This window comes from Microbulbifer regidiadema (SeqCode), from assembly GCF_052466995.1.
Map to the genome: position 1 here is coordinate 3,122,859 of NZ_CP174297.1, position 26,444 is coordinate 3,149,302.

General features: G+C 49.5%; 25 protein-coding genes. 9 read left to right on the top strand and 16 right to left on the bottom strand.

Going from position 1 to position 26,444, the window contains the following annotated elements:
- Nucleotides 1–194 precede the first annotated feature (194 nt).
- Nucleotides 195–1,466 (top strand): group II intron reverse transcriptase/maturase, encoded by a 1,272-nt coding sequence (gene ltrA, locus ACJJIK_RS13605; protein WP_444943059.1) that lies wholly within the window; start codon nt 195–197, stop codon nt 1,464–1,466.
- 84 nt (nt 1,467–1,550) lie between these two features.
- Here ltrA and ACJJIK_RS13610 read toward each other — a convergent pair whose 3' ends face one another.
- The 7 genes from ACJJIK_RS13610 to ACJJIK_RS13640 all read right to left on the bottom strand — a co-directional run bounded on the left by ACJJIK_RS13610 (nt 1,551) and on the right by ACJJIK_RS13640 (nt 5,753).
- Entirely contained in the window at nt 1,551–1,823 is a 273-nt protein-coding gene (locus tag ACJJIK_RS13610) for a hypothetical protein (protein ID WP_444943060.1), read from the bottom strand.
- Between the two features lie 147 nt (nt 1,824–1,970).
- Nucleotides 1,971–2,333: a hypothetical protein gene (locus ACJJIK_RS13615; RefSeq protein WP_444943061.1), complete on the bottom strand. Its 363-nt coding sequence runs from the start codon at nt 2,331–2,333 to the stop codon at nt 1,971–1,973.
- A gap of 449 nt (nt 2,334–2,782) precedes the next feature.
- Nucleotides 2,783–3,136, bottom strand: a complete 354-nt coding sequence (locus tag ACJJIK_RS13620) for a hypothetical protein (protein WP_444893094.1) — start codon at nt 3,134–3,136, stop codon at nt 2,783–2,785.
- 107 nt (nt 3,137–3,243) lie between these two features.
- Nucleotides 3,244–3,594, bottom strand: a complete 351-nt coding sequence (locus ACJJIK_RS13625) for a hypothetical protein (protein WP_299589350.1) — start codon at nt 3,592–3,594, stop codon at nt 3,244–3,246.
- 451 nt (nt 3,595–4,045) lie between these two features.
- Nucleotides 4,046–4,318 carry a hypothetical protein gene (locus ACJJIK_RS13630; protein ID WP_444943062.1) on the bottom strand — a complete coding sequence of 91 codons (273 nt, stop codon included), beginning with the start codon at nt 4,316–4,318 and terminating at the stop codon, nt 4,046–4,048.
- Nucleotides 4,319–4,321: 3 nt separating this feature from the next.
- Complete coding sequence (locus ACJJIK_RS13635; protein WP_444943063.1) at nt 4,322–4,564, bottom strand: hypothetical protein; 243 nt, start codon at nt 4,562–4,564, stop codon at nt 4,322–4,324.
- A 352-nt stretch (nt 4,565–4,916) separates the two neighbouring features.
- On the bottom strand, nt 4,917–5,753 hold the full coding sequence (locus ACJJIK_RS13640; RefSeq protein WP_444943064.1) for a hypothetical protein: 837 nt from the start codon (nt 5,751–5,753) through the stop codon (nt 4,917–4,919).
- A gap of 1,439 nt (nt 5,754–7,192) precedes the next feature.
- Here ACJJIK_RS13640 and ACJJIK_RS13645 point away from each other — a divergent pair.
- Complete coding sequence (locus ACJJIK_RS13645; protein ID WP_444943065.1) at nt 7,193–8,020, top strand: DUF5694 domain-containing protein; 828 nt, start codon at nt 7,193–7,195, stop codon at nt 8,018–8,020.
- A 147-nt stretch (nt 8,021–8,167) separates the two neighbouring features.
- Here ACJJIK_RS13645 and ACJJIK_RS13650 read toward each other — a convergent pair whose 3' ends face one another.
- From ACJJIK_RS13650 to ACJJIK_RS13670, 5 genes are all read right to left on the bottom strand, one after another.
- Nucleotides 8,168–8,554: an STAS/SEC14 domain-containing protein gene (locus ACJJIK_RS13650; protein ID WP_444928848.1), complete on the bottom strand. Its 387-nt coding sequence runs from the start codon at nt 8,552–8,554 to the stop codon at nt 8,168–8,170.
- Between the two features lie 182 nt (nt 8,555–8,736).
- On the bottom strand, nt 8,737–9,048 hold the full coding sequence (locus tag ACJJIK_RS13655) for a putative signal transducing protein (RefSeq protein ID WP_444928849.1): 312 nt from the start codon (nt 9,046–9,048) through the stop codon (nt 8,737–8,739).
- Nucleotides 9,049–9,117: 69 nt separating this feature from the next.
- Nucleotides 9,118–9,516: a hypothetical protein gene (locus ACJJIK_RS13660; protein ID WP_444943066.1), complete on the bottom strand. Its 399-nt coding sequence runs from the start codon at nt 9,514–9,516 to the stop codon at nt 9,118–9,120.
- A 260-nt stretch (nt 9,517–9,776) separates the two neighbouring features.
- On the bottom strand, nt 9,777–11,285 hold the full coding sequence (locus tag ACJJIK_RS13665; RefSeq protein WP_444943067.1) for an aldehyde dehydrogenase: 1,509 nt from the start codon (nt 11,283–11,285) through the stop codon (nt 9,777–9,779).
- A 184-nt stretch (nt 11,286–11,469) separates the two neighbouring features.
- On the bottom strand, nt 11,470–12,132 hold the full coding sequence (locus ACJJIK_RS13670; RefSeq protein WP_444943068.1) for a fumarylacetoacetate hydrolase family protein: 663 nt from the start codon (nt 12,130–12,132) through the stop codon (nt 11,470–11,472).
- A 149-nt stretch (nt 12,133–12,281) separates the two neighbouring features.
- On the opposite strand from ACJJIK_RS13670, the gene serA reads away from it, so the two are divergent.
- Together serA and rarD are read left to right on the top strand one after the other, a co-directional pair.
- A complete protein-coding gene (gene serA / locus ACJJIK_RS13675; RefSeq protein WP_444928853.1) occupies nt 12,282–13,529 on the top strand; it encodes a phosphoglycerate dehydrogenase in 1,248 nt (415 codons plus the stop codon).
- A 198-nt stretch (nt 13,530–13,727) separates the two neighbouring features.
- Nucleotides 13,728–14,636, top strand: coding sequence for an EamA family transporter RarD (gene rarD, locus ACJJIK_RS13680; protein WP_444928854.1), 909 nt, complete (start codon nt 13,728–13,730; stop codon nt 14,634–14,636).
- Nucleotides 14,637–15,743: 1,107 nt separating this feature from the next.
- Here rarD and ACJJIK_RS13685 read toward each other — a convergent pair.
- The 3 genes from ACJJIK_RS13685 to ACJJIK_RS13695 all read right to left on the bottom strand — a co-directional run bounded on the left by ACJJIK_RS13685 (nt 15,744) and on the right by ACJJIK_RS13695 (nt 19,163).
- Nucleotides 15,744–16,730 carry an alpha/beta hydrolase gene (locus tag ACJJIK_RS13685; protein WP_444928856.1) on the bottom strand — a complete coding sequence of 329 codons (987 nt, stop codon included), beginning with the start codon at nt 16,728–16,730 and terminating at the stop codon, nt 15,744–15,746.
- 115 nt (nt 16,731–16,845) lie between these two features.
- On the bottom strand, nt 16,846–17,910 hold the full coding sequence (gene fba, locus ACJJIK_RS13690; protein ID WP_444928857.1) for a class II fructose-bisphosphate aldolase: 1,065 nt from the start codon (nt 17,908–17,910) through the stop codon (nt 16,846–16,848).
- Nucleotides 17,911–17,999: 89 nt separating this feature from the next.
- On the bottom strand, nt 18,000–19,163 hold the full coding sequence (locus tag ACJJIK_RS13695) for a phosphoglycerate kinase (RefSeq protein ID WP_444943069.1): 1,164 nt from the start codon (nt 19,161–19,163) through the stop codon (nt 18,000–18,002).
- Nucleotides 19,164–19,860: 697 nt separating this feature from the next.
- Here ACJJIK_RS13695 and ACJJIK_RS13700 point away from each other — a divergent pair.
- Together ACJJIK_RS13700 and ACJJIK_RS13705 are read left to right on the top strand one after the other, a co-directional pair.
- Entirely contained in the window at nt 19,861–20,259 is a 399-nt protein-coding gene (locus ACJJIK_RS13700; RefSeq protein ID WP_444928859.1) for a globin, read from the top strand.
- 1,757 nt (nt 20,260–22,016) lie between these two features.
- The gene (locus ACJJIK_RS13705; protein WP_444943070.1) at nt 22,017–23,519 is read left to right on the top strand and encodes a S8 family serine peptidase; all 1,503 of its coding nucleotides are present in this window, start codon (nt 22,017–22,019) and stop codon (nt 23,517–23,519) included.
- A gap of 123 nt (nt 23,520–23,642) precedes the next feature.
- On the opposite strand, the gene ACJJIK_RS13710 is transcribed toward ACJJIK_RS13705, so the two are convergent.
- On the bottom strand, nt 23,643–24,605 hold the full coding sequence (locus tag ACJJIK_RS13710; protein WP_444943071.1) for a LysR family transcriptional regulator: 963 nt from the start codon (nt 24,603–24,605) through the stop codon (nt 23,643–23,645).
- A gap of 210 nt (nt 24,606–24,815) precedes the next feature.
- On the opposite strand from ACJJIK_RS13710, the gene ACJJIK_RS13715 reads away from it, so the two are divergent.
- From ACJJIK_RS13715 to ACJJIK_RS13725, 3 genes are all read left to right on the top strand, one after another.
- A complete protein-coding gene (locus ACJJIK_RS13715; protein ID WP_444928862.1) occupies nt 24,816–25,109 on the top strand; it encodes a putative quinol monooxygenase in 294 nt (97 codons plus the stop codon).
- Nucleotides 25,110–25,340: 231 nt separating this feature from the next.
- Nucleotides 25,341–25,571, top strand: coding sequence for a DUF350 domain-containing protein (locus ACJJIK_RS13720; RefSeq protein ID WP_444928863.1), 231 nt, complete (start codon nt 25,341–25,343; stop codon nt 25,569–25,571).
- Nucleotides 25,572–25,575: 4 nt separating this feature from the next.
- Nucleotides 25,576–26,412, top strand: a complete 837-nt coding sequence (locus ACJJIK_RS13725; RefSeq protein WP_444943072.1) for a transglutaminase domain-containing protein — start codon at nt 25,576–25,578, stop codon at nt 26,410–26,412.
- Nucleotides 26,413–26,444: the final 32 nt, after the last annotated feature.

Below are 26,444 nucleotides of genomic sequence, written 5' to 3' on the forward strand. Positions count from 1 at the left end.
GGGAATACAGCGGCGCCTCGGCCAGTAATGGCCAAGGTAATTGAACAGAAGTCAGCCGACGGCATAGTAGCCTAATGCCAAGATTAATACCTTGGATACGGTGAAGGCCTGAACCCAAAATCCACGAGTTAAAAGACAGGGCTAGCCTACCGATGTGTTGCCAGCCGGATATAAAATTGACGTAGCGCACTGCCATGACACTCAACTCAAATGAAAATCTGCTTGAAATCATCCTCAGCAAAGAAAATCTTAATGCTGCATGGAAACACGTGCGAAGCAACAAAGGTGCCGCAGGCATTGACGGGATTACTGTCGATAATTTTGTGCAGCACTTCAAGGCAGTTGGCGACGACCTCATCGAGACTATTCGACAGGGTCATTACCAGCCGCTTCCCGTCAGGCGCGTCTACATTCTCAAGCCAGATGGTGGCCGGCGTGGGCTCGGGATACCTACGATCTTTGATCGTGTTATTCAGCAGGCTATCGCCCAAATCATCGGTCCCAATTTCGATAAAACCTTTTCGGAGTTCAGCTATGGATTCCGCCCAAAGCGATCACAGCATCATGCGGTGAAAAAGCTACAGAAGTATATCGAAGGCGGGAAGCGAATAGCCGTAGATGTCGATTTATCTAAGTTCTTCGACCGGGTCAACCATGACTTCCTCATGAGTTTACTTGGCCAAAGAATCAGCGATAAGCGTTTACTCAAGTTGATCGCAAGTTACTTGCGTGCAGGAAGTGTAGAAAATGGATGCTGGAAAGCCTGTCATGAGGGGGTGCCACAAGGGGGCCCTTTATCGCCGCTACTCTCCAACATTGTACTCGACCTGCTCGATAAAGCGCTGGAAAAACGCCGACATGATTTTGTTCGCTATGCGGATGATTTTGTGATTGTTGTTGCTTCTAAGCGCGCGGGTGAACGGGTTATGGCGAGTATTAAACGCTTTGTTGAACGCAAGCTTAAGCTCAAAGTTAACGATACTAAAAGCCAAGTAGTTCCTGTCAGCCGCTGTAAGTTTTTGGGATTCTCTTTTCGCGGTGCAAGGCTCGTCTGGCATGATAAGTCCCTGCTCCAATTTAAATACCGCATCCGCCAGATTACAGGGCGATCCCGTGGTATTTCTATGGAAAAGAAATTGAAAGAACTTACCGTGTTCCTCCGTGGTTGGATCAATTATTTTGGTATAGCGCAAGGCTATCAAAAATGTATCGATCTTGACTGCTGGATACGGCGAAGATTGAGAATGAGCTACTGGAAAAACTGGCGTAAAGTGAGAACGAAAGTCCGAAACTTACTACGCATGGGTGTGAGTGAATCACTGGCTGTCACTTGTGGATCGTCCGGTAAGAGTTACTGGCGAAATGCAAAGACCGAAGGTATTCATATTGCACTCAACAATGAGCTTTTCCAAAAGATGGGCTTGATTTCGTTACGTGACCGCTGGGTAGAGATTCATTACGGATAGGGAACCGCCCATTGCGGACCCGCACGATGGGTGGTGTGGGGGCCGGTAGCTAGAAACTACCGGCTACCCGATTTATACCATGCGCTAAAACTGTACATTCTTACTTTGAAAGAAAGATACGATATTTTTAGCCAGCTCAGTGTGATCGAAAGGCCCACCTCCACCAACAAGAACGACTTCCCCTTTCTCTTCGTAAGCCTTAGCTAAAGACCTTATCTCTGACTGCACATCATCAGACATCACGTCGTAGATACTCAGATCATCCTTTTCAATCATCTCATGGCTAGCCAATAGAGCGATTACTATAGGAGGCACTTCATTATCAATTAGCCTTTCAAGGCTATCACTTAATTTCAACATCAATCTAGGAAGGCCTCATTTGGTTTGTATAACGCCCAGCGCAAGCGCAGCCAGCGCGGAGCGCATTTTATGTTAATGTTTGAGCGCAGCGAGTAACACAAACGGTGCGTAGCGTTGGCTGTCGCTCTGCCGCTGATTGTTATGCTAGCGGACCTCGAAAATGTACAGTTTTTTGGGCTCTCCTTCTATTGGAACCCAAACCTCTTTAACGCCTTTAAAGTCCAAGACCAAATCTGCTTCTTCTAATATATTTTGGCCTTGAACGAGACCGTCCCAGTAGACCCCACCACAAGACCAATAAATTGGCGCCTCTTTTTCAGGGATACTCACTATCAACTCAGCACTTTCTGGTCTGGTGATACTTACCTCATGTTCGCTGAATGCGGCTGCAGAAATAAAATTTTCACCTTCAATATTCATGATTGTAGGAAGCTCTATATCCCTCACTTCCTGGGATGCACAACCGCCAAGAGCGATTAGAACTATTGCAAGAAATATGCGATTCATTTTATTCCTACCCGAGCATAACGCCGCAACTGTGTTTTATACACATATTTGAATCCTATTCAAAGCCTCATACAGAGAAATAGCCTAGCTTCCCGACTGGAATGGATGAAATTTAACTGTCTGTAAGACCAAAAGCGCTTGAGTTTTACGCTAAATCTAACGCTCTCCCTGGAGTAGAGCGCATATTGATTATATAATCACCAGTATCCCTCTCTACTTAGGTATCTGATCTTGCCTGTAGTAGATAGAGTTGAAGTTCTCAATACTCTTGTAGAGCTTATCAGAGTAGTAATTTTCACTGGTTCACTTGTGTATAAAACTTAGCGCCGCAATCAGCGGCAGACTAGTTGTTGATTGTTTTGTGCAACAATGGCGTAGCCATGCACAAAACGAGCGACGGCTAGGCTGTCCAAGCCACAAAGTGGCTGTGCTACATTGCCTCGTTAGGTTTATAGCAAAGTACGCCACTTATAAGAACCATAAAACTTACCAGCAAGCACACACGGTATTAGCATAATAAAGATTAATTGCTCTAATTCAGGAGCATATTTAGATGCCAACACAATAGGCGCTGCAACCAAGCATATAAACACTGGAAACCATAAGAGCATAGCAATTACGAATACAACCTTATCAATACCCTGCATACTCTGAGTTGGCCTAGCTAAAAATAGTATGAATTTATTTTGTGTGTTTGGCCTACGACCTAATAATACATCTTTATGTGAGCTTAACGCGAAGCCAACTACCACACCGAATATCAAGTACAAAATTCCAGATACGACGACAATCACAATGTTCATTGGGTAAACCTAACGACTACAACAGGGGCGACTGGAGCGTAGCGTAGGCCGTCCCGCGAAGGGCCAAGGGCCAAGGGCCCGTAGCAGCCTGCTTGTAATTGTTATGTTTAACTTCCAAAGGCCGACCACCATTCACTAAACACGATTACACCACACAATAAAGTAAGCCAAACCCAAATTGGGAGCACTCTACTTAATTTTGCTTTCCTTAATTTCGGTGGATCTTTGTGAAACACGAAAATATATTTATCTCCTTCAGGGTATTGCTCTAGGTATTCACCTACTTCTTGAGCATATTTTTCCGGGATTAAACTTATATTTTCATACTCGACTCCGTTCAATTTGTATTTGGCTCTTTGAGCCTTAAATTCATCTACGCTCTCGTCCATGTTTTCTATATTGAATCTGGGATCATCACCAGAGATACCATACTCGAATCTTCTATATTTTGGAGCCATAACTCTTTCTCAAAACATCACGCCGCTAGCAAGGGCAGCCGAAGCAACGCGTAGGCTGTCCAGCCCAGCCCCGGAGGGGTTGGGCGAGCTTGACTAGCCTGGTTATGGCTGGCGCGCACTGAACCACCTACTTGCTCTCTACCAGCCAACTTTGGCTGGCCACTGCCCGATAAATTTAAAGGGGAAAATACCATACTTTCCCAACCGGTTAACTATCTGATTGGCACTCCATGATGGCGTAGCTGGCTTGCAGGGCTTGCTGACTTAAAACGATGGCACTGGAACGAAACTGTAGTACCAAATTACAGGAAAACTCTCAGAAAAAAGTGCTCAGATAGAGATTGATGCTTGCAGCAGCTACAGAACATCTGAAAATCGGCCGCCACAATAACGCCCGCAGCACGGGCAAAATTGGAGCGAAGCGTAAATTTTGTCCCAGTGCCTGCGATTGTTATGTTTTGGTTCTGTCATTGACTGGCAACTCTGCTAACATTTTCAGAAGCTGTTGTTTATCAATAATGATTTCACAAATCTTCCTGTCTTTGTCGTTTGAACCTCTAGTCATAACGTCAAGTGAGAGGTACTCAATATCATCAAATTTGTCAGATGCGGAAGGAAACTTTATCCAGCGCTCTGAAACTTCGCAGCTTAGCTTTCCTTCTTTAGCCTCTAAGCGCTTTCTGTCTCCAGAACGTTTAGGAAATCGGACTATATTCTTACTCATATTTTACCGCTTCCAGAAGAGTTCGTTGTCATATTCTGGCTGTTGATCCGCGTCAGGTATTCCTTTGCATTTTTTTATGATCTCAATGCAATCAGGACATGTTACTTTGCCTTCACCAAGCTCCACTGCTTCGATTTCTTCGTGTATAGCCTTTGAGCAAAGAGCGAAGCCCTCTGTATCAGTTGCGTGGGTTCGCACCCAATTCCGCCCCTTGATACTTACCCTTTCAAGAAGTATTTCAGTCATCCTTGCTCCTTACCTCGTGAAACATAACGCCTTTGTAACGGGCCGCGTTGTGGCGAAGCCGCGCTTTTAGCGGTCCAGCCCGAAGGGCGATCGTTGACAAACTTGTTAGGTGTTTTTACTTGGCACATTGTCTATTTAAACCTCGACGCACAAAATTGACATAACCCACGATCATCCAAATCCATTTCAGGAAACATATTCTCAAAATTTACCTTTGGAATATTATCTGGAGTTTCTGGATCTCTGCCGTACTGGCCACAGGCAGCACACTGCCTTATCCATTTCCTAGTTCTCGGATCCTTCAGGAACCACTCTTGAGTCTTAGTCTCAGTTCTCATGGACACCTAACGCTTCAATCAGCCGACGCTTTAGTGGTCGGCTGCATTGATTTGTTAGATTGCTCTTCTACTTTAGCGAGCTGTTGCTCATTATTGCCTAATGAAGACAAACCCAGCTGAACGATTTGAAACAACGAAAAAATTACAGCAACAAACCCTAGCGCTTTGACTGTTGGCCTTTCAAGAAAGTGATTAACCTTGTAACCCCAGTTCTTATTATGAACTCTAACTTTATTTTGCTGCAGCAAAAAATACATATGCTGAAACCAATATACTTTAGACATGGTTGACTTGTGCAATTTCACATATTCTTTCGCAGCAAAAGCATCAACCTCTTCTTTTCCTGAAAGGTTATCTCTGTGCTCACCGTCGTTCAGCTTCATAAAACTAGCCATTCTTGGATGTTCCACACAGTTTTTTCCATAAACAGACAGGATCAATGCTGAGAGGTTAAATTTTCTTGAGTCAGGAATACGCTTAGCATCTTTTTGGGTTAGAACTTTATACCGGTGCGCAAGCGCTTCAAAGCCATAATTAATATTCGACATGTTCCAGTGTAGCCAGTAAGCATTGTCATTCTCAGCCACGAAACCAAAGAACAGATCTAGCATTTCACCTTCGAGATCATCGTAATGATCATTGATGTCCTCTCTGGCAATTCCCTTTATTTCAGCTATTAGATGAATAGAGAAACTATGCATAGTAGAGCTACCCACATGCAACACAGCAATGGAAGTTATCCTTGGCGAATAGTTCTCATTATTGTCATTCAAATTCTGGCAGGAATAGTGAACAATAAAGAGGCTCTGCTCATTTTCCTTTAATAGCTTAAGCTTATCTTTAGCGCTCAACGTTTACTCCTTTCTCTGATTCAATCTAACAGTGTATTCAAAAGCAGCTGCATTATATCACCAGCCAATATATCCCAAGGCTAGAAAATGCCTCGATCCAAAAAAATACATATAAATCAGCATGTTAGTTAGACTTGATGAAAAATCACTCTAATGGATATGTTGCAGCTGCATTATATCCTGATATTTTGCTGCTTTTTATCACAGGCGTAAACCATTCAAAATCAATAAGTTAACGTTTATTTTACTGTGGATATGTGCGGCTGCTTTTGATCTTCGACATTGATGGGGCAAAAAATCAACAAAATGTATGTAAAAGCAGCAGCGCGAGGCAGTTATGGGTGCTACTTGCTCAAATCTATCTGCCAAGCTAGAGGACAAAATACACATTCTGGAGCAGCCTATTTAAAAAATGGGCACTGTCGTACCAGGAGGCGATTTTTAATGATAATGAAAATAACGTCATTACCATAGGGCCTTAAACAAAAGCCAAACCCAAGAAGCACTATATCTGGAATAAATACATCCTGTAATTCTTGAACTTCCAAGTATTCAGTAATGTACTCAATCACTGGGGCGGGGATAGCCAATTTTTACTCAACGATTTCTGGCAAATGTCCAACAACCCTAAAGACTGAAAGCTGTTATTAACCAAGTTAATCGAAGCTGTATATTTTCGGCTTAGATCAGATTTTAATTCAAAAATCGCATTTATATTGAAAAATTCCCTTGTTGTAACTCACCAGTAATATCCTGGAGAGCATCTGCGATGTCTTCTCTGCCACCGCCAATTCTAACTGTATCCTGCACTCAATTCTGAAGCGCATCACCCTTTAAGTTGCTGCGGCAGCAGTATATTCTCCGATTACTCATCTAAAAACTTTATAGCCCAATATTTTTTCCGCCGATTATTTGAACACTCAGTAGCCACTTCGACACCTGCTTGACTCACAAAATTAAAGTCAGTTTGTTTCGGAAAGTAGTGGCGCAGCAGGCCATTAGCATTCTCATTTAAGACCCTCTCCCAAGATAAATATGTATGTGAAAAATAGACCTTCTTATTCAGAGCCCCACCAGGCCTTCCTCCTGGTTTAACCAACCGAGAAATTTTCTGGGCTCCATTACAGCTTCAGCTTCCCCCTATTAGCACAATGGTCTCAGGTGGCCTTTTCCACTCCGATAGCGAGTGAGCTCCCTGTTAATTGTAGGCCGGCTACCACCAATCCCTCTAATAATTTCCCTCTGACTCCAATCACTTTTCTTTAGCGCTCAAATATGGCATCGTTGCTCTTCGCTCAGCTGTCGGTAACGTTTTGTCATCACTTAATCTCTTGGTGGAGAAGAAGCGGCAGATATTATCTTCAGCTGGCCATTCTTTTCCAGAACATTAACTGATGCACTTCAGAGTTGAATGCAGGGAAACAAAATAAGGATATTCAATGAAAAAAATAGCAAGACAAGTCGCTAGCTCAATTATACTTTCTTTGGGGCTTATTGGCCTAAGTGCCTATGCGGAGTCAGGAGAAAATACAGAACCTGCACAAGTTATGCTTTTTGGTAGCTTTCACTTTAGCCACTTTAGCAGCCCCAGTAAGGATATGGTAAAAACAAAAGGCATTGATATTTATACCGAAGAAAATCAAAGGTATTTGGAATATTTATCAGCGCGAATCGCCGCTGACTCGCCAACACACGTTCTTCTGGAGTGCCACACCAATGACGAAAGAAAAATGAATCAGCGCTTTGCACAATATATCAAAGGTGAGCACGAGCTAAATAGAGGAGAAAGCGAACAGCTGGGATTTAGGGTCGCCAAGAAAGCTGGCCTATCAAAAGTAAATTGTTATGACTCGGATCAGGATCTTCCTTTCGGTGAGCTTTTATCCTACCTGGAGAAGAGTTCTCCCGAGCGGAAAAAATCGATAGATGATTATCTTGCAGCCTGGGAAAAGCGTTTTAGTGATATGTATGCCTCATCAACCTTGGAACAAGCTCTTGATAAGCACAATGATCCCGCTGAAGATAAAATAAATGTAGGCTCCTATATAATGCTCAATGACGTTGGCCAGGGCGATAATTTTATTGGGGCCGAACTATCCACCAAATGGTGGGCGAGAAACTTCCGCATGTATGCCAATATCCAAGACATCGCCGAGCCGGGCACCAAAGTATTTGTCCTCGGCGGCCAGGGGCATAGCTCTATAATGCGGCCCATGTTGGAATTGGATGACAAACGTAAAACCTGGGATGTCAGGGACTACTTCTAAATAAGTTAACGTTAAACCCGTTCCTTAGGGAGAGAAGCCCTGCCATTGGCACCATTCAGAAACTTTATCTCTACTCCAGAGGCAGGGCAGCCCAGATTTCTATAAACTATTTTTACCCAGTTTTTTTCCGACCGACACACAGAAGCTCTAACTATCCACCTCCAGCCAGGCCATGGCCTCAGCTTCGGATGTAAAAGTTCGGAATTCACCACCGATAAACCAGCCACCCACTTTGCCGGCAACTTTTATCCAGCGCTTATCTGAAAGTACCGCAATCCGATTAAACGCCCGGCCGTATTCCATGCCCAGTTTAAAGTCATCCCAGGCGGCCCGTGGCTCCCAGCCCTCAAGCTCTCGCGCATCCATAAATACGTTTATCTTTGGCTGCTCGACCTTTTCGATGGCCGCCCGCAAGATTGGTACCATGGTTTCGTAGTCTCCATGAGTCAACTTGCCACGGGCCTTCAGGGTGAGGAAAATATAATCGGACTTCCGCTCCAAACCGATAGATATACCGTGGGACCTAACTGTCATAAGACACCTGCAAATCTTTGGCGATCTCTTGATGCAGCCGCGCTACTTTCGCTTTGATAGGCCATGTCACCATAGTGAATTCGCATTAGCACAGCCTGACAATCGCTATCTGGGGGGTACGAGCTTCACACCGCCATTGATCTGTGCAAATTGTTATACGCCTATATCCCACTCGCTTTGAGTTACTCTACTTCTGCCGGCCGTGATCTGCCGCACTGCCAACAGAAATCAAACGCCGTGCCATTCTCTTCAGCGCAGCCTGGACAAATCCAGTTGTGTGACTCTCCCTCGGCTTCCGCAAGCACTTGCCGGGCCCGCTCCAAATCTCTATCGCGTTCCAGCCACAACTCTGGCCAGACCTGATTGGGGGCCAACTCGCCAGTTGCCCCCTGGGCATATTCATTTTTCAGGCGGGTTTTTATTCCGGCGACTTCCAGCCGGCTCTTTACCAACTCAACCAACAAACGGTTCTCATGGGTATAAATAAGTTTCATTAGCAAGCCGTGTAGTTAGTGGGAACTCCAGATTACACAGCTCTCTCTCGGCAAACAAACCCTGTACAGCTAGCGGGTACCTATCTGTGTGCAGTTCTCATACTCGCAGTATTTATCCTCGCCAACAGTAATAATCTCCAGAGTCGTATCGACAGCGTCGCTTGTTGAACCATCTTTCAATAAAATTCGACCGGCTCGATTGGCAATATACTCAAGAACCACCTTGCCCTTGCTATTGCGATGCTCGGCAATTTTTTGCCCTTTCCTGACCACATCGCCGCGATTGACAAACAACCGTATCCACTCTCTTTGTTTCTGCCTATGAGGGGTGGTGCGAGAGGCCCTCACATCAAGCTTTTCCACGGCGACAAGCCCTGCTATCTGACCAAAAACAGGGGATTTTTCCCCCTGGGCAGAGGACACCCCGCTGGCGGCAAAAATCACACAGAGAACAATAATCTTGTTCAAGTCAGCACTCCCGCACGTTAGCTAACCCATGAAGCGGAATACTCTTCCCTGAATAATTCGCCCATGCTTTTCCCCGGGCAATAAATTAGGTATAGCTGACTAGGTAATTCGCGCCAGAAATATTTTAGGCGCCAATATAGCCATGTGCTTTATGGCGGGACATAAAAAATAGAGGCGGCAGTGGAAGCCGATATATCGATGGGGAGTTCTGCGCTGAGTGGAGGCTAGGGAGGGGCCGGCGAGCCGGCCCAACCGCAGTGTTAACTCAAATCGATCCAGGTGGATTTAAGTTCACAGTACTTATCCAGTGCGTGAAGTGATTTATCACGGCCGTTACCAGACTGTTTAAAACCGCCAAAGGGTACGGTGATGTCTCCGCCAAAGTAGTTGTTGACCCAAACAGAACCGGCATAGATATCCCGCGCCATACGGTGGGCGCGACCCAGGTTATTGGTCCAGATACCCGCTGCCAGGCCATAGATAGAGTCATTGGCAATAGCCAGCGCCTCTTCCTCACTTTCGAACTCAATAACCGATAGCACCGGGCCAAAAATCTCCTCGCGGGCGATGGTCATATCGCCAGTGACACCGCGAAATACCGTTGGCGCGTAATAGTAACCGCCTGCCACTTCGTCCACCGGTTTGCCGCCGCACACCAGTTGCGCACCCTGCTCCAGGCCCTTGGCCACATAAAATTCAACCGTATCAAACTGACTGCGATCGATCAGGGCCCCCATACGGGTATTCGGGTCCTGGGGATGACCCGGTTTAAAACACTCTGCGGCTCTACTCACCTTTTGGATAAACTCATCGGCAATGGATTTTTCCACCAGCAGACGCGATCCGGCCGTGCAGGTCTCCCCCTGGTTGTAGAAAATGGCCAGGGCCGCTGCTCCTGCCGCCTTATCCAGGTCCGCATCGGCAAAGACAATATTCGGACTTTTGCCGCCGAGCTCTAAGAAAGTGCGCTTGAGGTTGGACTGGCCGGAGTACTCGGTCAGGGTTTTGCCCACTTCGGTGGAACCGGTAAAGGTCAGGCAGTCGATATCCATATGTAGGCCCAAGGCCTTGCCCAAGCTGCTACCCGGTCCCGGCAGTACATTTAACACGCCGTCTGGCAGACCCGCTTGCCTAGCCAGGCCCGCCAGCTTAATCGCGGTCAGCGGCGTATTGGAGGCGGGTTTTAGAATAACGCTGTTGCCCGTGGCCAGGGCAGGCCCCAGTTTCCAGGCGGTTGTGGACAAGGGGAAGTTCCAGGGCACGATGGCAGCCACCACCCCCAGGGGCATCCGGGTCACCAGGCCCAGCTCGCCGGGACCGGTCGGCGCCACTTCGTCGTAGATCTTGTCAATCGCTTCACCACTCCAGCGGATCGTAGTGGCCGCACCGGGGACATCCACCGCCATGGTGTCGCCAATCGGTTTACCCGCATCCAGACTCTCTAGCAGGGCAATTTCCACCCGCTGCTCTTCTATCAGCTCGGCAAAGCGCACCATAATTTTTTTACGCTGCATCGGCGGCATCTTCGACCAAACGCCAGACTCGAAGGTTTGCCGGGCCACCTTTACCGCCAAGTCCGCATCATTTGGGCCGCAACTGGCAATTTGCGCCAGCTCTTCACCATTGGCCGGATTAAAAGTGGCGCGAGTTTCACCGGAAAGAGCATCGCTATAGTTGCCGTTAATAAAGGCGCGACCCTCGATCTTCAGTGAGGCCGCCAGAGCCTGCCACTCTTGCAGGTTTTGGGGGATATTATTTTGCGCTGACATGGCACACCTCGTTTAGTTTGGGACAGGCAGAGACCCCCTAAACAGCGCCGCAATGTCTCAGGACCTGTAGGGCCCGCCCTTCAGAGCTTGCAGAGGCATCACGGAGCTATTCAGAAGCCCCTTCGTTTTCCCGGTTATATCGAAAATGTGATCACAAATCAAAGGGGTGCACTGTAGTTGCGAACTAGGCCACCTGTGTTTCCACTTGCAGCCAGTCATCTTCGAGCTGCATCGACAACTTGTCGCCGTGGTGTAGCTGGCCCACCCCAGCGGGGGTACCGGTCAACACTACATCACCGGGTTCGAGCGTGAAGTAACTGCTGATATAGGCCACCAGATCGAGAATCGGGGTCAGCATATTTTCGCTTTTGCCCAATTGGCGCAATTCACCATTTAACCACAGGGAGTAGCTGAGCTTGTCCCAATCCGGCAGCCAATCGAGTTTTACAAAGGGGGAGAGCGGGCAGGATTTATCGAAGCCCTTGGCTTTCTCCCAGGGATGCCCCGCTTTCTTTAACTCTGCCTGCAAGTCGCGCAGGGTTAAATCCAGCGACAGGCCCAGGCCCGCAATGGCCCCGGGAACCTCTGCTACATTGGCATCGCTCAAGCGGCTGCCAATCAACAGCGCCAGCTCGCCTTCAAAATGGCAACTGCCGCGTCCCGCCGGCAAGTGGATCGTCTCCGCGATCGGTGCCGCAGCGGTGGCCGGCTTGATAAACAGCAGAGGCTCTGCCGGCACCGGGTTATTTAACTCCGCCGCGTGATCTGCGTAGTTGCGCCCGACACAGACGATCTTCCCCAGGCCAAACGGGGTTTTACTGCCACAAGTAAATTGATGTTGGTACATAGATAAATAAGATAGTTAGGATAGAAATTTCGAATAAAGCCTTACAGGCTGCATGTGCTATGATCGCGCCTTCGCCAAAATTGCGGCACCCCGAAGAAGTGATCCAAGCACTTTGCACTTGTTATTCGCACTCAGTGAAGAGATAGTTTATGGCTGCGCACAGTTCCGATCAAAAAAAGTCCCTGCAAAAAGATAAAATTCGCATTCTGTTGCTAGAAGGCGTACACCAGTCCGCCGTCGACTTACTCAGCTCCCGAGGTTACACCAATGTGGAGTACCTCAAGACCTCCCTGCCTGAAGATCAATTGATCGAGAAAATTGCCGATGCGCACTTTATCGGTATTCGCTCGCGCACTCAGTTAACCCGCAAAGTGCTGGAGCATGCCTCCAAGCTGGTCGCTGTGGGCTGTTTCTGTATCGGCACCAACCAAGTGGATTTACAGGCAGCGACAGAGCTGGGCATCGCGGTATTTAATGCGCCCTACTCCAACACTCGCAGCGTCGCCGAACTGATTATTGCCGAAACTATTTTTATGCTGCGCGGCATCCCGGAGAAGAACGCCGTGTGTCATCGCGGCGGCTGGCAGAAATCGGCGGTGGGCTCCTTCGAGGCTCGCGGCAAAACCCTGGGTATTATCGGCTACGGTGCTATCGGCTCCCAGGTATCTGTTATGGCCGAAGCGATCGGCATGCGCGTCAGGTTCTATGATGTGATTACCAAGTTGCCGCTGGGCAATGCCACCCAGGTGAACTCGCTGGCAGAGCTGCTGGCGGAAGCCGATGTGGTCTCTCTGCACGTACCGGAATTGCCCTCCACCAAGATGATGATGGGCGCCGAGCAAATCGCACAGATGAAACCCGGCAGTATCCTCCTCAATGCCTCTCGCGGCACAGTGGTAGATATTGATGCCCTGGCCGACGCCCTGAAGAGCAATCACCTGGCCGGTGCGGCCATCGATGTCTTCCCAGTAGAGCCACGCGGCAATAGCGATGAGTTCGTCTCCCCCCTGCGCGGTATCGACAAGGCGTTGCTGACACCCCACGTGGGAGGCTCCACCATGGAGGCTCAGGAGAATATCGGCACAGAGGTATCAGAAAAGCTCGCGCACTACTCCGATAACGGCACCACCACCAGCTCAGTGAATTTCCCCGAAGTGGCACTGCCCGGCCACCTGGAAACCCACCGCCTACTGCATATTCATAAAAATGTGCCCGGTGTACTGAGCGCCATCAACCAGGTGTTCTCGGAAAATGCGATCAATATCTCCGCCCAGTTCCTGCAAACCAATGAGACGCTGGGCTATGTGGTGATTGATGTAGACGCCGAATACTCTGACCTGGCACTGGAAAAGCTGAAAAGTATCCCCGGCACCCTGCGCTGCCGCGTACTTTTCTAGGCCGACCGCTAGCTGGCGGGTACCTATCAGTGCCCGCCAGCCACACGCCAAGCAGAGCTTTCCTCGCGGTAAAAAAGATTGATCCCCGCCGCCCACCGCTTCTACAATGGGCGAACCTATTCTTTTACTTCAGGTCCAGGTGTCCACCCCCGTGCCACCCCTGAAGCAAAGCCAGAGTTATCCACAGCAGGTGCTCCCTTGCGTAGTCATGATTCCGCTTCAACCGGCCTTCTCGCCGGGATTTCCGCCTTCCTCATTTGGGGACTGGCGCCACTTTACTTCAACAAATTACAGGGGATTCCCGCAGCGGAAATCCTCGCTCACCGCAGTATCTGGTCGCTGGTACTGGCTATCAGTATTCTGCTGATCCTGCACAAAGTTCCGGACCTTGTGGCCACCCTGCGCGACAGCAAGAAGATGCGTATGCTGGCTCTGACCACAGTGTTGATCAGTGGCAACTGGCTGGTATTTATCTGGGCGATCAATAATGGCCATTTGCTGGAAAGCAGCCTGGGCTACTACATCAATCCACTGATCAACGTTTTGCTGGGTGTTCTGTTGCTGGGCGAGAAGCTGCGGCGACTACAGTGGCTCGCAGTGGCATTGGCTGCCTCCGGTATTGCCTACGAACTGTGGCAGTTTGGTAGCGTGCCGATTATTGCGCTGTTTTTGGCCGGCTCCTTTGCGCTCTACGGCCTGGCCCGCAAACAGGCCCCGGTAGAGAGCCTGACCGGCCTCGCAGTGGAAACGCTGTTTATGCTGCCCGTAGCTCTCACCTATCTGCTGTGGAGTGATACCCCGACCAGCAACCTGTTAAACAACAGTCTGGAGTTAAACGGCCTACTGCTGTTTGCCGGCCCCATAACCCTGGTTCCCCTGCTGCTGTTTACCATTGCCGCGCGCAGGCTCAACTTATCCACACTGGGCTTCCTGCAATATATCGGCCCCACACTGATGCTGGTGGTGGCGACCCAGGCGCTGGGCGAGTCCTTTAGTGAGGAAAAGCTCACTACCTTTATGTTTGTATGGCTGGGACTGGCTCTCTACTCTATCGACGCCCTGGTGCAGCGCAGGAAGTTGCACCGTCAGGGTAAGGCTGCTCTTTAACGGCCCCTTGTGTCGGAATGGCCGCTGGCGTTCACCGAAAGCGGCCACTCACGGCTGCACTGGCAGCGCTATTTTGGCCTCCGACAATCTCCGACTACCCCACGGCATAGCCCTCAGTTTCATCAAATATAAGTCAAGGCACTTCAGGTGGGTTACCCGATTAACACCGCCAAGCTTGCTGATAAGCACTCTAAATTAGGGCTACAAAGTTCACTATTTTGGAGTTATTAACAACAAAATAGTGAATTGACGATAAATACCAGGGAGGGGCACATGGCTAAACCTACATTGTGTAGTGTAAATCATGAACAATTTGACCGGCTTAGGCGGGGGAACGAAATTATCACGGTAACCAATAATCACGTCCCGAAGGGCTCAAAAATAACCGTAACAAGAAGGATGATTGCGATGACAATAACTGCACAACAATGATCCCCAGCAAGGTCATGGATTTCTATAAATGGGTTACCACGCGAAGCGATAATAGCGGCGATTATCAGGAGTTTAATCGGTCATTCCAAAATAATAATTACTATTGTTTTGGTCGAAGAATAGCGAAGGCAATAGCCGCCGAGGGTGGAAAACTGCAACTCTCTAACCGCTGTGGCGTGGGTGGTAGCTCGAAATTATTTGAGCTGCCATCATAAAATCACTTGCCTACAGCACCATAATCCAAGTCACGGCTACCTTAAAGTTTCTGACTCAAGTGGCAATGCAATAATTATTGGTCCATGGCCTTTTATACCTCAAGCTCTACTAACAGAACACCATTTTTTGCGTGGTCAAGGAGCCCCTATTAGCAACACTAACGGAAACTTAACCGTTGAGAACAGGAGAGGATACAAAGGACAAAAATCACCTTTTGACTTGGTCCTGACAAGAAGTCAGATAATAAAACTCGACCCAGACGTATTTAATTGCCGAACCTATAATAGCCACAGACGCCTGTACGGCACAGAAGAGAGAAGGATTTATATTTACTCGTATAATAGAGAGGCATTAAATTCTGCCCCTCCTCAGAGATAGCCACTTCACCATTGCCGCTGCGCCTCCTCGGCCCCGGCCGCTATCCCCCGCACTTTAAATGGATCTCATAAAGAGTAAAAACTATTCACGGTTCAGCCACTCGTCCATCGCCGCCAGTATCTGGTGGCGATAGGGCTGAGTCTCATTGATCATCTGGTGCCGGGCACCACGAATCAATACCCGGTGGCAATTGGGAAAACGATTTCGAACTACATGGAGACCGTAGCGCCAGTCAACCGTCTTATCATCCGTCCCCTGTACCAACAGGATGGGGCGCTGGTTGCGCGCCGTGTGGGGAAATGTCTGCAACCAATCCACCATCGCCTTGAGCCAACTCATAGAGATAGACTGTGACTGGAGCGGGTCCCTTAGCGCCTGGCGCCGGGAAAACTCTACATCGTGGGTATTAATCGTAAATGCGCGGCCGGGCTCGCGGATAAACAGACGGCCCAAATAGTATTTCCAGCGATTGAACCAAGCCCATTTTGAGGGCCTTACCAGCGGGGCCAATAAAAAGATCTTATCCAGGGGTTGCCAACAGCTGTACTGAAGGTGCGCCAGTAGCGCAGCGCCCCCGGTACTCTGCCCCAGTGCGTGCCAGGGCCCCGGCAATTTTTCGCGCGCAATCGCCAGCAGCCCATCAAAAGCCTGGCGGTATTGCAGGAAAGTATGGATAGCAACACGCTCACCACTGGAAAGACCGTGGCCGGGGAAATCAAAAATCACCACATTCAGATCCCGCTCCAAACCAAAGCGAATTGCCGGACCATAAATACCGGTATGATCAAAATAGCCATGGCAAATAAATAGAGTGCCGCGCGGCTTTTCCACCATCCAATACTGAGAAACCAGCTCAAATCCGGCGACTTTAAAAGTCCCCACCCCGGTCTTGTGAGCCAGGGGAAAGTGCAAATCGTAAAAATTACGATAATCCTGTAGCTCTTTGCACAGCGGTGTTTCGTCAGCGCCAAAATCCAGTTCTGGCAATTTCTGACGCAGTGCAGAATAGTCCGGACGCTTGATTACCGGGCTATTATCGTATGTGCTGAAATCTTGCAAGGTATCCATTCATGTAATGGTACTGCATTTTGGCGGGAGAGGTAGTGGTGTCGTTGCGGGAAAAGCGATCCGAAATGAAAAAAGGTGGGCCCAGAGCCCACCTTTTCGAAACACCGGAGGGGCGTTACTTGATTTGCGGCTCCAGCTCACCAGCGGTGTAGCGCGCGCTCATCGCATCGAGGCTGACAGGGCGAATCTTGCTGGCGTTGCCAGCGGTACCAAACGCCTCGTAGCGGGCGATACAGATTTCCTTCATCGCCTTGGTGGCCGCTTGGTAGAATTTGCGCGGGTCAAACTCAGATGGATTCTGGGCCAGGAAACGACGGGTAGCGCCGGTAGAGGCCAGGCGCAGATCGGTGTCGATATTGACCTTGCGCACACCGTGCTTGATTCCCTCACAGATCTGCTCAACGGGAACGCCGTAGGTTTCCGGAATCTCGCCGCCAAACTCGTTGATAACAGCCAGCCACTCCTGGGGCACCGAAGAGGAACCGTGCATCACCAGGTGAGTACCGGGGATACGCGCGTGAATCTCCTTGATGCGGTCAATCGCCAGAATGTCACCGGTGGGCGGACGGGTGAACTTGTAGGCACCGTGGCTGGTACCACAGGCAATTGCCAGGGCATCCACCTTGGTCTTCTGGACGAAGTCAGCGGCTTCTTCCGGGTCGGTCAGCAGCTGGTCGTGGGACAGTTTGCCCTCGGCGCCGACACCGTCTTCCTCTCCAGCCATGCCGGTTTCGAGGGAACCCAGACAGCCCAGTTCGCCTTCGACAGACACGCCACAAGCGTGCGCCATGTCTACTGTGCGCTTGGTAACATCTACGTTGTACTCGTAGGAGGCCGGGGTCTTGCCGTCTTCTTCGAGAGAGCCGTCCATCATCACAGAGCTAAAGCCCAACTGGATGGAGCGCTGGCAAACTGCCGGGCTGGTGCCGTGGTCCTGGTGCATAACCACCGGAATCTCGGGGAATTCTTCAATAGCGGCAAGGATAAGGTGGCGCAGGAAGGGGGCACCGGCATACTTGCGGGCACCGGCCGAAGCCTGAACGATTACTGGGGAATCGGTTTCCTTGGCCGCTTCCATAATCGCACGCATTTGTTCGAGGTTGTTAACATTAAATGCAGGGACACCGTAGCCATGCTCTGCGGCATGGTCCAACATTTGGCGCAGGCTGATAAGAGCCATAATTAATTCCTTTCTCGTCTACTCGTAGTATTTGTATTTTTGCTTTTATGACCTGCCTGGCAATTGCGGCAGGCCTTATTTATCGTTATTCAATCTTGTGCGCGGCTTTCCAACATGGCGACAGCCGGCAGTTTCTTACCTTCCACATACTCCAGGAAGGCCCCACCACCGGTGGAAATATAGGAAACCTTATCGGCAATTCCATACTTATCCACCGCCGCCAGAGTGTCGCCACCGCCCGCGATAGAGAAGGCTGCACTGGCAGCGATAGCCTTGGAGAGGTGCTCGGTGCCACCGCCAAACTGGTCAAACTCGAACACACCGACAGGACCATTCCAGATGATAGTCTTGGCGCTGTTGAGGATTTCTTCCAGTTGCGCGGAAGATTTCGGGCCGATATCAAAAATCATATCGTCTTCAACGACGGCATCGGCACTTTTGCTTTCCGCAGCAGCGGACTCACTGAACTCTTTACCGGTAACCACATCGGTGGGCAGGGGGATATCACACTTTTGCATCAGGGCTTTAGCGGTATCGAGCAGATCGTGCTCACACAGGGACTTGCCTACCGGCTTGCCACTGGCCGCCAGGAAGGTATTGGCAATGCCGCCCCCGACAATCAGCTGATCCACTTTGTCAGCCAGGCTCTCAAGCACGGTTAATTTTGTAGAAACCTTGGAGCCACCGACAATAGCAACCAGTGGGCGCGCCGGTTCTGCCAGGGCTTTTTCCAGGGCATCTAACTCAGCCGCTAACAGCGGCCCCGCACAGGCAACCGGGGCAAATTTAGCCACACCGTGAGTAGAGGCCTGAGCCCGGTGCGCGGTGCCGAAAGCGTCCATCACAAAGATATCGCACAGCTGAGCGTAGGCCTGTGCTAGGGTCTCATCGTCCTTCTTTTCGCCGCTGTTAAAGCGCACGTTCTCCAGCAGCGCGACGTCCCCATCGGCCAGCTCAACGCCATCGCGCCACTCTTTAACCAGTGCCACATCGCGGCCCAGCAGCTCGCCCAGGTGTGCAGCCACGGGGGCCAGGGAGAACTCTTCAGCGTACTCCCCCTCAGTGGGGCGCCCCAGGTGAGACATCAACAACACTTTAGCCCCGGCATCAATGGCGGCTTTTATAGTTGGTAGTGCCGCACGAATACGCGCATCGGAAGTTACACGACCATCTTTAATCGGTACATTCAAGTCCTCACGGATAAGTAAGCGCTTACCAGCGAGATCGAGATCTGTCATCAGTTTGACCGCCATTAGCCAACCCTCTTCTACTTCGGATAACTGAAAATGTGGGCGGCGATTATATCAATAGGAACCTATTGATGCCGATATTAAAAACAGGGGAAAGCGTTGTTATAAAAGCCAATCTGCGCATTATTAGCGCAGTAATTACTTTCTTACCGGGCATACACCCAGCACCCGCCTCACCTTAGGTCTATACGCCCTGCGGGTTAGCGAGTCATCACTTCAGGAAAAACTGCCACCTGAGGCCAATTTCCGGGTCGCTATGTAAGCCCGCCCTAGCGCAACCTCTTTCCAAGAAAGGGATGGCAGCCTAGCCAGGCCCGAATAAATGCTGCAATTGATAACTATAAATCCCATCAATACGCTACAGCTTGCAACCGGCAACAAAGCTTACCAACGCATTCGCAGGCCCCTGTAAACCACAGCGACTGTGTTGCAACTCTAGCGAGAGCCCTCAGGGGCTAGATACTGTGGCGCTATGCCGAGCCCCCCTAACCCCCAAACTTATGACCAAAAAGTCAGGCCGATTAGCGCCCTGCGGACTACCCATTCACGGTGCCAGCGAATAAGCCAACACAGGTAAATGGCACTTCCCGCTGTCCAATTCGCCCGCTAGAATCGCCGCCCCCTTCCAAAATGCACATTAATCACAGAGGCCACTTGATCATAAAACTCGGGATGGCCAACAAGAGAGGTAATCCAAACGATGCAACCAACGGATAGTGATATCGTTTTTCAAAGTTATGGACGCTGCTGCAATAAAGAACAGTTCTTTGTAGATTTTTACGATCGCTTTATGGGAAGTTCTACCGATATTCGCCAGCTCTTTATCAATACCGATATGAAGGCCCAGCGCCATCTGTTGCGCAACGGCATCATGCAGCTGGTACTTCACTCGCGCGGCATGCCGGACACCAAGCTGCGCGCTCTGGGTAAAAGCCACGATCGCAACGGCTACAATATCCGTCCGGAGTGGTATCGTCTCTGGCTCGACGCCCTACTCGCCACCCTCAGGCAGCACGACGAGGAATTCTCCCCCGAAATTGAAGCCGCCTGGAACCGGGCAATCCTCCCGGGCATTGAAATTATACGTCAAGCGTACTAATTCCCTGAGCTAAAAAAATATAAGATAAATTTGCCAAGCCCTAAGCCGGCTATTTATGATCGGATTTTCCGACAGTTTTTATGTATAGGCATACCGAATGCCTAGTACCGGCATAGGGCTGCCCTCCGAGCCTGTAATAAATTATTAAATACCCAGATATAACTATCTCGCAAAATAAAAATAGCTATAAAGTTTTAGCTGCATACCTAAGAGAAAGTAGCGAACAAACAAGCTAAAGTAGTACGCAAGTGCAGCGTTCTTCCGGGGACAGCCGGCTCAGCTAACCGCTCGCTTCCAGACAATTAACTAATACACTTTAGAGCTGAATACAGAAGAAGAAATGAGATGCAATTAGGGTGAAAATAAAATCACCAAGCTTGGCGCGGGATCAGCTACCGGACTTAAGCAGATAGAAATTTATCGAACACCTCTTTTGCTAAGTAGAATGGAAAGCAAGTGGCAATAGCCACTCAAGAACAACTTCTCCTCGAGCGGCCATTTCAACCACTTTCGGTCAAATTCAGGTGTCACAGAACGCTTTACAGTATTCAGAGCCATACCCACTCTCTCTACAATCTACCCAGCACTGTATTTCCTCGGGAAGGCCAGCCGATGTAGAGACACTCCCTGCCAATAAAACTCCGAAAAAAAGCGCCGAAAATAAACCTCTCATAATACTCTCCTGCCAACATTTCCTCTTCAAAGAAATTTTTTATAGTACGATCAAAATACAAAGTAAATAAGCCAAAAGAGATCCCCCAATAAAAAATAAAAATATGAGAACCAATCAACAAATAAATACACAAAAATATCGAGCTTTACTGCCGGAGCTGGCAATTTTCCCAGACATTAATCAACAGGCATATCAACTACAAAACACCAACATCTAAAATAAGTGACGTGCTTTTCCTCGCCAAAAGCTCCAACAGGACCAATAAGCTAACACTTCCCCAGGCAAATATTTGTCTAATAGAAGAAGAGCTTTAAAAAAATCAAAAGCAAGCACCTCAACCATCTCCTCTACCGATTTGATACCCCCCCTTCCGTATCGAGCGCCACCACAGCCATAGCCATTTATGACTATCCTCTAATTATACGGAGAGCTATGCCAATAAAGTTCACAAAGTCGACCTAAACTCTCCCGCAACACCACAAAGCCAATCAATTGATCAGGACTACCATTAAGATAAAACAGAACTTCAAGCTTGACATGGAGCAGGCTGTCGAAATTGGGGTGAATAAAGATTCATCAAGCAGCCTCAAATGAGGAAAAATAGAAGAGCAGTCGCGGCCAACTTAAAAATATAGCCATCTCGTTAGCCGATTTAATTTTGTTAAAATACACTCCAGTAGAACTCCTGAATAACTCCATCTAACACAGAATGGGCCTTATTAAATACTCCAGATGCTACATTACCTCTGCAAATGACTATTCTCGACCAACCGCAGCAAACACCACCAAGAAAACGACCTCCCCTACCCCAACCCACCGGCCAAAGCAACCATATATCCAACCAAAGATCCAACAAAATAAAAACAACCTAAAAATTAAAAACAGGAAAAACAGAAAGCACAAAAAAACCCAAAAATAATTATAAAAACACCCAAATAAAGCAAACTTTAAAAAAACAAAAATCCCACAACAAAGAAAAACGAAACTACATACAAAATGATTATTTATACGTCAGGAAAATCCTGATAGATTCTCCACGCAAACAGCAACAACAATAAACAAAGAAAACATCTAGGAGTATTCAATGAGAAAGGCCCTATCTGTATTTAGTGCCAGTGTATTAGCGCTAGCAATCACCGGTAATGCCACGGCTGAAGACAAGCGTTACATCGTGAGTTTCAAGCAGGGAAAAGGCGAGTCCGTTAAGAATTTTGTGGAGAAGAGAGGTGGGCGCCAGGCCCTTAAGATGCGCCGCCAGAATGTAATGGCCGCGCATCTTTCTCCAGAAACCCTAAAAGAAATGCGCTCCAATCCAGATGTTGCATTTATTGAAGAAGACGTTAAGCGCTACCCGTTGTCCCAGGAAACGCCCTACGGCATCACTATGGTTCAGGCCGATCAGCTGGGCGACTCTCAAGCTGGCAATCGCACCGTCTGTATTATTGATTCAGGCTACGACCTTGTGCACGAAGACTTGTCCGGCAATGCCGTTACCGGTACCAGCGATCCCAGTGGTGCCGGCAACTGGTATGAAGACGAAGATGGTCACGGCACCCATGTGGCCGGTACTATCGCAGCGATAAATAATGATACCGGCGTTGTTGGCGTGATGCCCAGCAGCAATATCAACCTGCATATTGTAAAAGTATTTGGCGCTGACGGCTGGGCCTACTCCTCCTCCCTGATGGCGGCTGCTGAGGTTTGTGCCGACAACGGTGCCGACGTAATCAATATGAGCCTGGGCGGTGACAGCCCCAATTTCCTCGAGAGGCGAACCTTTAACAGCCTGAATAACCAGGGCATCCTGTCTATTGCCGCAGCCGGCAATGACGGTAACACTGCGCACTCCTACCCCGCCTCCTACTCCTCAGTGGTGTCCGTCGGCGCGGTCGATAGCGATAAAGCTATTTGGTCCTATTCCCAGCAGACCAACCAGGTAGAACTCTCTGCACCCGGCGTGCAGGTTTTATCTTCTGTCCCCACCGACAGCGGCAGAATTTCCTCTCTCGCCGTCGACAGTGTTGATATCGAGTCCGCTCCAATTGATGGCTCTCCCGCTAGCGCAATCACCGCTTCCATGGAGGATTGTGGCACCGCTGAATCGGCTTGCACCAGTGCGGCAGGTAAGATCTGCCTGATTGCTCGAGGCAATATCAGCTTCGCCGAGAAGGTTTTAAACTGTGAATCCGGCGGCGGCATCGGTGCCATTATTTACAACAATGAAGAGGGCTTACTCTCCAGTGCCACCCTGGGCGAAACTGTGACGACTATTCCCTCGGTTGGTATTTCTGACACTGATGGTGCGGCTCTACTCACACAGTTAAACGCCAGCGTAGATTTGGAAAGTGAGGCTACCAGCTACGAGTATTACAACGGTACCTCTATGGCCACCCCCCATGTTGCCGGTGTTGCCGCATTGGTATGGAGCCACTTCCCCAACTGTAGCAATACCGAGATCCGCAACGCCCTGACCGCTACCGCTGAAGACCTCGGCGATGCGGGCAGAGACAATGCCTACGGCTACGGTCTGGTACAGGCAAAAGCCGCTTACGACTACCTGGATACCTACGGCTGTTCCGGCTCCTAATCCATTCGGATTAACTGGGGTTTAAAACCGGAAGGGGAGCAAGGCCTCCCCTTCTTTTTATCGGCACCCACACATCATTTTTTCACCGCTTTTGCTGAGAAAGCCTTGCAGGGATAGAAATAACTAGGAATTCAGTTGGGCTTCCACCCCGCCACTGAAATCCGTGTCCGAGAGTATGTCCTGCGCAAGTAACTGCTTTAAAACCGCTAAGCACCGACTCCTCAGGGTATCCCGCACCAATCGCACCGTCGGCGTAATTGACTGCCTTCCCGGGGATACCAGCCACAACTCCGTCGCTTTGGGCTTATAGTCACGCATAGTGGCGACTACCCGGCCGGAAAGTAAGTCCGCCGACATATCCAAACATGACTTAATCGTCAGGCCGTAACCCGACACACACCAGCGCCGCACCAGATCACCGTCATTGGAGGAGCGGTTTCCAGCCACCCGCACCTTGTACACCGACTCGCCGCGAAAAAACTCCCAATGATTGTGCACAATCTCGTGCAACTGATAAAAGAGGCCGTTATGAGCGGAGAGTTCATCCGGTGTTTGCGGGGAGCCCTTTTCCTCCAGGTAGGCCGGAGTTGCACACAGTAAGCGGGGCACTTCGCAAATTTTAAAACCATATAAATTGGCATCCACGGGGGGGCCATAGCGCAATGCGATATCCACCGGGTCCCGGTAGAAGTCCACCTGGCTATCGCTGATATTCACCCTGAGACTCAGCCCCGGGTGTGCCTGCAATACCTCATCCAGCCAGGGGGTAACAAGATTCCTGCCCAGGTCTGAGGAGGCCGCTATACGCAGCTCCCCATCGATCTGGCCGCTGTCTTCTTTGAGATTCTGCCGGGCCAGCTCCAGGGTCAGAAGGGCCTCCTCGCACTTGGGGATAAACCTCTCCCCGGCACTGGACAGGCGCAGTTGCCGAGTGGTGCGAATAAATAAATCGACCCCCAGTGCACTCTCCACACGCTTAATCGCCGCACTCGCAGTTGCAGTGCGCAGGTCGAGACTGGCAGCCGCCGCCGTGATGCTGCGAAACTCGGCTACCTTGAGGATGACCTTCAAGTCTTCAAGCTGCATATTTTCAATTTTTTTTTGATAAAGATTCAAAGATTATAGTGTTTTTAGCGGTGCTATCTAGTTCTAGAATGAACTTATCAACTCGACACCCCAGTGCTTTCTCTGGGAGGGTGGCAGCTAAATCAACAGCATCAAGCTTCCCCCGCAGAAAGACCCCGGAAAAGAGTACAAACCTGAATTCAACACATATCGACACACAGAGGTGTTCACATGGGTAGGCTCACTATCGTTGCCAATATTAAAGCCAAGGCCGACAAAATTGACCTGGTGAAATCTGAACTCTTAAAACTGATTGATACAACCCGAGCGGAAGCGGGCTGCATCAATTACAACCTCCACCAGGACAATGACAACCCCGCACACTTCCTGTTTTATGAAAACTGGGAAACACGCGACCTGTGGCAAACCCACATGAATAACAAGCACCTGGAAGAGTATATGAAGGCGACTGAAGGTGCCGTCGAAGAGTTTGTATTAAACGAAATGAGCGAGATTGATAACTGATCTCTGCCGCTAGGTTATCCAGGCCCCAGGCCTGGATAACCTCAATTTTAACCGCAGCTTCCCCCGCCATACTTTTGCTCCCCAGCGCCATAAGCAGCGCGAACAAACCAGCAGCACTTACCGATAAACAATTCCCTCCAGGAAATGGGCGGTGCTTTGCGCTTCATTAAAGCCTGTGCTTAAATTCTGCCATTAACAATCACAAAAAAATCTCATTGACTTGAAGGTCTTATGGAACTGGAATTTTTAACGGCGACCCTGTTTAACCTGGGTATCAATCTGCTGTACACACTGTTAGCACTGTTTATTGGTATCACCGCTCTAATTACCATTGATAAAAAACTACTTCGCTCAGTAGATATCGAAGGTGAGCTAAAAAATGGAAATATCGCGGTATCTATATTTGCATCGACCATATTAATATTTGTCGCCATCATTATTTCGTTTGGTCTTAAGGGTTAGCTCCGTGCGCAAGTGGCTAGCTATCACACTGGTACTTTCCCTCGCACTGATCACCCCAGAGCTTGTGCGGCGAGGGAATAGCCAGGAAGCACCAACAAAAAGCGCACCGGAAATACCGCTTTCCGACAATTTGCGCACTTTTGGCAGTAGCGGGGATAGCGCAGCCCCTACTGTGGACTCACAGCAGGGCGTCGTGCGGGTAGTGGGTACCCGCCACCCGCTGGAAGAAAAAACCATTCAGCAAGTCGTCGACAGACGCTCACGGGAAGAGAGCGCTCATGTCTCTGTGTGGAATTGGCAGGGTATTGAGGCGGTGACAGCCTCCGCCCGGGGACTGGACCAACAGCACCACTTTGCCAATAGCTACCTGGTGGGATTTAAACCCTTTAAAACCCAACAGCTGTGGGTCCCGCTGTATACCCTGGCAATGCAGAAGGAGTACCAATACGATCACCTGCAATACGCCGGCTTATCGGACATCTGGCAAACTTCCCGCCAGGCCTATTACCAAAAACGCGGCGACTGTGAAGACCACGCAATTTTACTGGCGGACTGGCTAATCGAGTTGGGAGTGGATGCGCGGGTGGCACTCGGTACCCACAAAGGTCAGGGCCACGCCTGGGTGGTGGCCATCTTGAACGACCGGGAATACCTGCTGGAGGCAACCAGTAAACGCCGCCAGACCAGCTGGCAGGCCGTGCCCCTGGCTGCGCTGGCGGAGGGCTACGATGCGGAGTTTCAATTTAACCGCCACTTCTTTTGGGCCAAGAAAAGCCCGCTACCCTCGCGCCAATATCGGGGCAACCACTGGATAAAAAAATCCCAGTTTATTCGCGGTTAATCGCAAACGGGGATAGGCGAAAATACCCCATC

Bases quoted from the DNA above. Each gene is read 5' to 3' on its own strand.
- ACJJIK_RS13635 (WP_444943063.1), bottom strand. From the start codon at position 4,564: ATGACTGAAATACTTCTTGAAAGGGTAAGTATCAAGGGGCGGAATTGG.
- ACJJIK_RS13645 (WP_444943065.1), top strand. From the start codon at position 7,193: ATGAAAAAAATAGCAAGACAAGTCGCTAGCTCAATTATACTTTCTTTG.
- ACJJIK_RS13705 (WP_444943070.1), top strand. From the start codon at position 22,017: ATGAGAAAGGCCCTATCTGTATTTAGTGCCAGTGTATTAGCGCTAGCA.
- serA (WP_444928853.1), top strand. From the start codon at position 12,282: ATGGCTGCGCACAGTTCCGATCAAAAAAAGTCCCTGCAAAAAGATAAA.
- ACJJIK_RS13655 (WP_444928849.1), bottom strand. From the start codon at position 9,048: ATGAAACTTATTTATACCCATGAGAACCGTTTGTTGGTTGAGTTGGTA.
- ACJJIK_RS13620 (WP_444893094.1), bottom strand. From the start codon at position 3,136: ATGAACATTGTGATTGTCGTCGTATCTGGAATTTTGTACTTGATATTC.
- ACJJIK_RS13700 (WP_444928859.1), top strand. From the start codon at position 19,861: ATGCAACCAACGGATAGTGATATCGTTTTTCAAAGTTATGGACGCTGC.
- ACJJIK_RS13720 (WP_444928863.1), top strand. From the start codon at position 25,341: ATGGAACTGGAATTTTTAACGGCGACCCTGTTTAACCTGGGTATCAAT.
- ACJJIK_RS13710 (WP_444943071.1), bottom strand. From the start codon at position 24,605: ATGCAGCTTGAAGACTTGAAGGTCATCCTCAAGGTAGCCGAGTTTCGC.
- ACJJIK_RS13715 (WP_444928862.1), top strand. From the start codon at position 24,816: ATGGGTAGGCTCACTATCGTTGCCAATATTAAAGCCAAGGCCGACAAA.
- ACJJIK_RS13615 (WP_444943061.1), bottom strand. From the start codon at position 2,333: ATGAATCGCATATTTCTTGCAATAGTTCTAATCGCTCTTGGCGGTTGT.
- ACJJIK_RS13695 (WP_444943069.1), bottom strand. From the start codon at position 19,163: ATGGCGGTCAAACTGATGACAGATCTCGATCTCGCTGGTAAGCGCTTA.
- ACJJIK_RS13650 (WP_444928848.1), bottom strand. From the start codon at position 8,554: ATGACAGTTAGGTCCCACGGTATATCTATCGGTTTGGAGCGGAAGTCC.
- ACJJIK_RS13630 (WP_444943062.1), bottom strand. From the start codon at position 4,318: ATGAGTAAGAATATAGTCCGATTTCCTAAACGTTCTGGAGACAGAAAG.
- fba (WP_444928857.1), bottom strand. From the start codon at position 17,910: ATGGCTCTTATCAGCCTGCGCCAAATGTTGGACCATGCCGCAGAGCAT.
- ltrA (WP_444943059.1), top strand. From the start codon at position 195: ATGACACTCAACTCAAATGAAAATCTGCTTGAAATCATCCTCAGCAAA.
- ACJJIK_RS13685 (WP_444928856.1), bottom strand. From the start codon at position 16,730: ATGGATACCTTGCAAGATTTCAGCACATACGATAATAGCCCGGTAATC.
- ACJJIK_RS13625 (WP_299589350.1), bottom strand. From the start codon at position 3,594: ATGGCTCCAAAATATAGAAGATTCGAGTATGGTATCTCTGGTGATGAT.
- ACJJIK_RS13665 (WP_444943067.1), bottom strand. From the start codon at position 11,285: ATGTCAGCGCAAAATAATATCCCCCAAAACCTGCAAGAGTGGCAGGCT.
- ACJJIK_RS13670 (WP_444943068.1), bottom strand. From the start codon at position 12,132: ATGTACCAACATCAATTTACTTGTGGCAGTAAAACCCCGTTTGGCCTG.